9 protein-coding genes and 1 pseudogene are annotated in these 5,479 nt (G+C 41.3%); 1 reads left to right on the top strand and 9 read right to left on the bottom strand.

Going from position 1 to position 5,479, the window contains the following annotated elements; all coding sequences use genetic code 11:
* Positions 1-30: 30 nt before the first annotated feature.
* Positions 31-468, bottom strand: a complete 438-nt coding sequence (locus H5300_RS25225) for a MarR family winged helix-turn-helix transcriptional regulator (RefSeq protein WP_017072718.1) — start codon at positions 466-468, stop codon at positions 31-33.
* Positions 469-552: 84 nt separating this feature from the next.
* Here H5300_RS25225 and H5300_RS25220 point away from each other — a divergent pair, with 84 nt between their 5' ends.
* Positions 553-999 carry a hypothetical protein gene (locus tag H5300_RS25220; protein WP_102453794.1) on the top strand — a complete coding sequence of 149 codons (447 nt, stop codon included), beginning with the start codon at positions 553-555 and terminating at the stop codon, positions 997-999.
* Positions 1,000-1,043: 44 nt separating this feature from the next.
* On the opposite strand, the gene H5300_RS25215 is transcribed toward H5300_RS25220, so the two are convergent.
* The 8 genes and pseudogenes from H5300_RS25215 to H5300_RS25185 all read right to left on the bottom strand — a co-directional run bounded on the left by H5300_RS25215 (position 1,044) and on the right by H5300_RS25185 (position 5,074).
* Entirely contained in the window at positions 1,044-1,526 is a 483-nt protein-coding gene (locus tag H5300_RS25215) for a tetratricopeptide repeat protein (protein WP_061025817.1), read from the bottom strand.
* A 27-nt stretch (positions 1,527-1,553) separates the two neighbouring features.
* A complete protein-coding gene (gene cyaB, locus H5300_RS25210) occupies positions 1,554-2,105 on the bottom strand; it encodes a class IV adenylate cyclase (RefSeq protein WP_108111461.1) in 552 nt (183 codons plus the stop codon).
* Positions 2,106-2,194: 89 nt separating this feature from the next.
* Complete coding sequence (locus H5300_RS25205) at positions 2,195-2,587, bottom strand: hypothetical protein (RefSeq protein ID WP_061025820.1); 393 nt, start codon at positions 2,585-2,587, stop codon at positions 2,195-2,197.
* Positions 2,580-2,711, bottom strand: a pseudogene (locus tag H5300_RS28160) (GNAT family N-acetyltransferase); the annotation flags it as partial. The gene H5300_RS25205 and the pseudogene H5300_RS28160, both read right to left, overlap by 8 nt.
* A gap of 70 nt (positions 2,712-2,781) precedes the next feature.
* Complete coding sequence (locus H5300_RS25200; protein WP_182797202.1) at positions 2,782-3,366, bottom strand: DUF1294 domain-containing protein; 585 nt, start codon at positions 3,364-3,366, stop codon at positions 2,782-2,784.
* A gap of 166 nt (positions 3,367-3,532) precedes the next feature.
* A complete protein-coding gene (locus H5300_RS25195) occupies positions 3,533-3,886 on the bottom strand; it encodes a YkgJ family cysteine cluster protein (RefSeq protein WP_080583154.1) in 354 nt (117 codons plus the stop codon).
* 205 nt (positions 3,887-4,091) lie between these two features.
* On the bottom strand, positions 4,092-4,472 hold the full coding sequence (locus H5300_RS25190; protein WP_157936322.1) for a hypothetical protein: 381 nt from the start codon (positions 4,470-4,472) through the stop codon (positions 4,092-4,094).
* A gap of 134 nt (positions 4,473-4,606) precedes the next feature.
* Positions 4,607-5,074, bottom strand: coding sequence for an RDD family protein (locus H5300_RS25185; RefSeq protein ID WP_108086489.1), 468 nt, complete (start codon positions 5,072-5,074; stop codon positions 4,607-4,609).
* Positions 5,075-5,479 lie beyond the last annotated feature (405 nt).

Genomic DNA, 5,479 nt, shown 5'->3' with positions numbered 1-5,479 from the left:
ATTTATCTATTTATCTATTTATCTATTTATCTATTTATCTAAGAAGGTAGCCATCTTCTTCAAAGTGATTAGCGCCTTATCAAGCTCGTCTCTTTCAATGCCTTCAGCGCCACTTTCAGCCCATACTTCCTGTTTTTTATCTAATAGCGAATACGCTTCCTTGCCCTTTTCAGTCATGTTAACCAACTTTGCTTTTTTGTGATTCGGGTTATCAAGCCAAGTTAGCAGGCCATCTTTCACCATGATGTCCGTAACACGCTGAGTCGCTTGTCTGCTTTGCCCCATAATACGAGCAATTTGAGAAACCGTGACCAGATCATCGGACTTTTCGATCGCACCCATCACCTTCCATCTGGCACTGCTTAACCCTAACTCTTCGGTTAATTTGTCACCCTCAGCATTCAATAGACCACTGACCTTAAAGATCTCTAGTGCGATCTTTGTGAAAACTTCTCCATTCGTATCCATAATACTCACTTTGACAACATGCTGTCATTAAATTAGACTTAAACCAAATTGACAACATATTACCAAATTAAAGGCGCAAATGATATGAAACCAATAATCCACAAAACAGCGGCATTAACAGCAACACTGTGTGTCGCGACATTCTTTACCAGCACATTGCTTGTAGAACTGTTTGGTACTTTGGAATCAGTGAAGCTAGTCAAGTCGATGATCGTTTTTCCTGGCTTGTTTATTCTTGTCCCAGCCATTGCTATCACTGGTGCGACCGGCGCAGCTATGGCAAAACAACGAAAAGGGAAAATAGTTGAGCGTAAGAGTAAACGCATGCCAATTATCGCGTTCAACGGGATCGTTATTTTGATTCCGGCCGCTTACTTTTTAAATCAGTGGGCAAGTTTAGGAGAGTTCGACTCAGTGTTTTATGGCGTTCAGGTTTTAGAACTGATAGCAGGCGCGACCAACCTAACACTGATGTCTTTGAATATCATGGACGGCAGAAAGTTTCGTCCTAAGAAGGCAACACAAAGCTAAGCTCATCGTATTTAAGCAAACAGATGAGCTTTATACGCGGCTGTTTACCAGGTTTTATCTAAGTCTTGAGCATATAAAGAGATCGCTCGTTGGTACTCTTTGATCGCTTCGCTATTCGTGGTGGAAACTAAAAGCTCAAGTAACAGCGATGTCGCCTCTTTATGGCGACCTAAATTGTACAAACACATTGCGTAGAAAGGTTTCACTTCTATCGAGTCAGGATACTCAGCCATAGTCTGTTCGAAATAGCCTAAAGCCTCTGCATAAAGGCCAAGGCTTCGATAAGTACTCGCCAAGCCGAACAGTGCATCAAAACGCTCTACTGAAGAAAGCACGCCAGACAGAGACTGCACATAGTGATCAATCGCCTGTTGCTCTTTGCCTTGGTTGTCGTAAGACCACGCAATCTGTAAATGAGCTTTCGCCGCATAGTTTTCATCAGTGAGTAGCGCTGCCAGTAAGTCACGCGACTCTTGATACTTTTCTTCTTTTCGCAACTCGATGGCTTGTTTGATAATGGTGTCCATAACTCTCCCTGACGCTTAAGCGCTGTACTATGCGTTCATTTCCTCGAACATCTGTTTATAAGACTGAGTTTGTAGTGCCGATTGAGTCAACCCGAACTTACTGGCTAACAACTCAAGCTCACTTTTATACACAGACAACTTAGACTCATCGTCCGTCATGATAGCAAATTCGGCAAAATCACCAATACCCGCAAGAGAATCGACCGTGATATGGAACTCTCCAACAAAATAAATACTGCGAGTTTTCTGCGCTTTAAGAATCACTTCGTAACCCAGGTTCTCTAGCATACTCTTCGCATTCGACGCATCAGTGATGTTTGTCGCTTCACATCGATCAGACTCTGGGCCTTTTACGATCCATAGTTTGATGCCCGACGGCTCCATAGTACGAATACACAAGCTTTTGTTCTGAGCCTGTAAGCTTCTATCAGAGCTATCGAAATACCAATCACATTCCTGATTGTCTTGCAGCATTACTTCATGAGGTATTAGGTTCAACGTTTTCAAGAACTCAGACTTAGAGCTAAGTCGATACTTCAGCTCAACCTCATATTTGCCTTTGAAATGGTCGTTGGTCATGGATTAGCTCGATGCAAAAAAAGCGATACTAGCACACGAACCAAATCCGAAATACGGACTGGGACACAACACCACTTAAAACAGCCAAACTATGCACGACAAGCTAATACACGCTGCCATTCATCTTGGTTCATTGCCCCTTTCGGAAGGTAAATATTGCGTTTTTGCATCGCACCTTTTGTGTAGGAAAGCTTGATAACTGACCCGATCCCAAAAGGAAGAATATTTCCCTGTAACTTGATATCGCAAGCGTGACCATCGAAACAGACATGGTTGTTCGATATTTCAAAAGAGCGATTGCGGAACTGCCACCATAACGTGACGACTTTTAATACCGCAACAGCACTGAACATCAACCCAATAGTTGGCAGTGATTGAGGGTTATCACCAAATAGCCAATAAATAGACACTAATAAGAACGCAGCAAGTACGAACTCAAGCAATGTATATTTAACAAAATTTAATCGTATACGGTTATCCATGACACCCTCTCAATGATGATCCTAAAAGCAGCTCCATTTCAACAAGCCCTTTCACTTCAGACAACTTAGTAAAACCTTTTGCTTGATAAAGCTTAATCGCGGGATTCTCACTGAACACGCGTAAATGACCTTATTGCTCACTTACCTAGATATATCCAACCCTACTAGCTCGCTTGGAAACAGTTAAACGCGAGTTAAAGTCTACTCAGAATGCTGCTTATAAAACTGACTTCAGCGCCTGTAAGTAACCATATAAAACCACAAATATTTAGTATGATGGTAACCCATAGAACAAACTTGAAGGGCTGCTTACTCGACTTATGCCGTAACTGGAATTGCGCCAATAACGCACCAGGCCACCCTCCGAATAATGAAAGCAAGTGAAGGGTTTTCTCTGACGTCCTCCAGTTCCCGTTTTGGGCTGCTTGCTTATCCCAAGAAAACATCAGGTAAGTAAATAGACTCAAAACTAAATATGCGGGGATGAGTATCAATAACCCATCAAAAACAACTATCGACGTGCTTGCCGCTACCAAAAAGCTAAAACCAAACAATACTGTAAATGGAAAGCCATTTGCCCCTTCAATCACAACATTTCGGGCATTAAGTCGGCCTTTACTATCTTCCTTTACTTCAAACATCACGTTGTCATGTAACGCGGGGCGGCGTCTTGAATTCTTAACCGACGATGCATGAATAAATACTTTAAGCTCACCTCCTAGAGAGGAAATGAAACCGTATCCTTTGTCATCATTCCATTCGATGATTTTACCTTTCATGATCGACCTTCGTATTTAATATCTATCGATTAGCGCTTTATTAAATCGCCGTTAACAGCACTATTTCCAAACAAAGCCACCGTAAGTGCGAAACTAAAAATGCTATAGGTGGGGCTATCTTTAATGCTTATGTGATTGTGGCTTGCTCTGTTGGCTATTGAGCCAACTACACTAAAACCTGACGAGTATTTCTGATGAAGTAATGCACCTGACGTTCAATTTTTGAATTGACCATCTCTACCGGACGACACCCATTTGGGCATGGCATACGAGGTGTTGTACCAAACAACCGACAAATTAATGGTCGCTCTTCATATACCTCACAGCCATTGGGGCCTAAATACACACAGTTATATTCGTCTAAGGCAGCTTCATGTTCAGCGTCAGATTTCACTGGTAGACGCGACATTTCTTCCGAGGAAGTCGTTACTGGCCCACAACAATCATGGCAGCCCTTAACGCATTCAAACGCCGGAATACTCTCGCGTAGGTATGTAATGATTTCTCTATTATTGTTCATCATTATCTTCTTCTCATTTAATACGAGACCATTATAGAGCAATACATAATTAGCTAGAAGTTGAGAATTAACCCAAATCTAAGGAACCGCAATCATAAAACCATCAGCATAATTTTTATGGATATTTGACGACAGAAAATACATCCACTGACTGTCGGCTGGAGTGCTTTTTAGGCAACAATTTACTTGGTTACAAATTTGTATTTCATCGTTTTGTTAGGCAATTATCCAAAATCAATTGACCGTAACAAATAATAACCAATGCACCTATTACACCACCTAAAAGTGTTGTAAATAATGGTATATAAGTCTGTTGATAGGCTAACTCATGCCATTCAGGGTATGAAGCAATGGAAAGGTATTTCCAAGATACAAAAGAACCGAGAAGCAATACAACCCCAGATATTATCACTGGATATTTAGGTGCAGTGATATAGGCAGTAGCAACAACGAGGAATGCTGTAATAAAGCCAACAACAGGCTCAGGCCATAAACCAATAAACTCATCAAAAAGGAAGAAGCCACTGATTACACTAACGACCATTGCTCCAATAGTTGCAAACACCATTATTATCCATGAAATCATTGTTCTATCCTCACTTTTCCAACGAATAAATAAGTCACCGCAGTCGCGCAAAGCCATCAGGATTACGACGTAAGCGAATCGCAGATGAATAGACAGATAACGATTCACGTGTTATCTGTCAGTTGGAATTATTCTCAAGCTCGCTTTCCAAACTGTACGGGGTCAATACCTTTATTTGTAGGTCTAACAACGACTGTATTGGCAATTAAATCATGCCAACCTTGTTTCTTTCCGCTAAACGCAATCCAAACAAAGCCAAAACACAGTGGAAGAATACTTAGGTAATACGCAAGGTACCTTAAAATTGATTTGCCCGTAGAAAGCGCCTGTCCAGTCTCCGCATTCACAACTTGAAGCTTCAAAGCAATTTTGCCTGGAGTACCAGATCGATAAACCCAAAATATAACAGTTGCGATAAAAGGTAATACCCAATTTAATAATACATCCCAGCCGCCTAAGATGAACTCATCTGAATCAAAATAGTAATCACCATATACCCAATATAATAAAGGCATAGTCACCAGTAAGAACAGGAAGGTATCAATCAACGCAGCTCCTAATCGCACCCAAAAACCTGCATACTCTAATTGCTCATTGTCCATAAAATATCCTATCTGTTTTGTTTAAATCACATTACGGCCAAGCGCTCTGTTGAATTGTGATTAATACTACCAACCAAAATGATTGTAAGCTAACGACTGTTCAATATTGTGACTAAATTAATCTGCCGCTGCATCTGATAGAAAGCGAGTACTCTCACAGTTCTAACATACGACACTAGTGCTCTGCGACACATTTTAGCTCTGCTGTATGTTCAGGGAATCGTTCGTGAAGAAAACACAATGCATCCGCTGGCGTTACCTGGAGGCAGGAACGGCACTAATGGGCTTTGTTGCGTAATTAAATTTAGAGATAGAGCCACCCCGTTTCGCGTATTTCTTAGTCAATACGACAAGTTTCAGGCATACCTAACCCAGTAAGCTTGTTCAACGCTTTTATCATCGCGT

Source organism: Vibrio sp. SG41-7 (assembly GCF_014164465.1).
Lineage (GTDB): Bacteria > Pseudomonadota > Gammaproteobacteria > Enterobacterales > Vibrionaceae > Vibrio > Vibrio splendidus.
Note: the sequence above shows the minus strand (reverse complement) of the source record. Positions and strands in the feature narration are given on the sequence as shown.

What these genes read in the sequence shown, in the direction of transcription:
- H5300_RS25225 (WP_017072718.1), bottom strand. Translation starts at nt 468, where the DNA reads ATGGATACGAATGGAGAAGTTTTCACAAAGATCGCACTAGAGATCTTT.
- H5300_RS25220 (WP_102453794.1), top strand. Translation starts at nt 553, where the DNA reads ATGAAACCAATAATCCACAAAACAGCGGCATTAACAGCAACACTGTGT.
- H5300_RS25215 (WP_061025817.1), bottom strand. Translation starts at nt 1,526, where the DNA reads ATGGACACCATTATCAAACAAGCCATCGAGTTGCGAAAAGAAGAAAAG.
- cyaB (WP_108111461.1), bottom strand. Translation starts at nt 2,105, where the DNA reads ATGACCAACGACCATTTCAAAGGCAAATATGAGGTTGAGCTGAAGTAT.
- H5300_RS25205 (WP_061025820.1), bottom strand. Translation starts at nt 2,587, where the DNA reads ATGGATAACCGTATACGATTAAATTTTGTTAAATATACATTGCTTGAG.
- H5300_RS25200 (WP_182797202.1), bottom strand. Translation starts at nt 3,366, where the DNA reads ATGAAAGGTAAAATCATCGAATGGAATGATGACAAAGGATACGGTTTC.
- H5300_RS25195 (WP_080583154.1), bottom strand. Translation starts at nt 3,886, where the DNA reads ATGAACAATAATAGAGAAATCATTACATACCTACGCGAGAGTATTCCG.
- H5300_RS25190 (WP_157936322.1), bottom strand. Translation starts at nt 4,472, where the DNA reads ATGATTTCATGGATAATAATGGTGTTTGCAACTATTGGAGCAATGGTC.
- H5300_RS25185 (WP_108086489.1), bottom strand. Translation starts at nt 5,074, where the DNA reads ATGGACAATGAGCAATTAGAGTATGCAGGTTTTTGGGTGCGATTAGGA.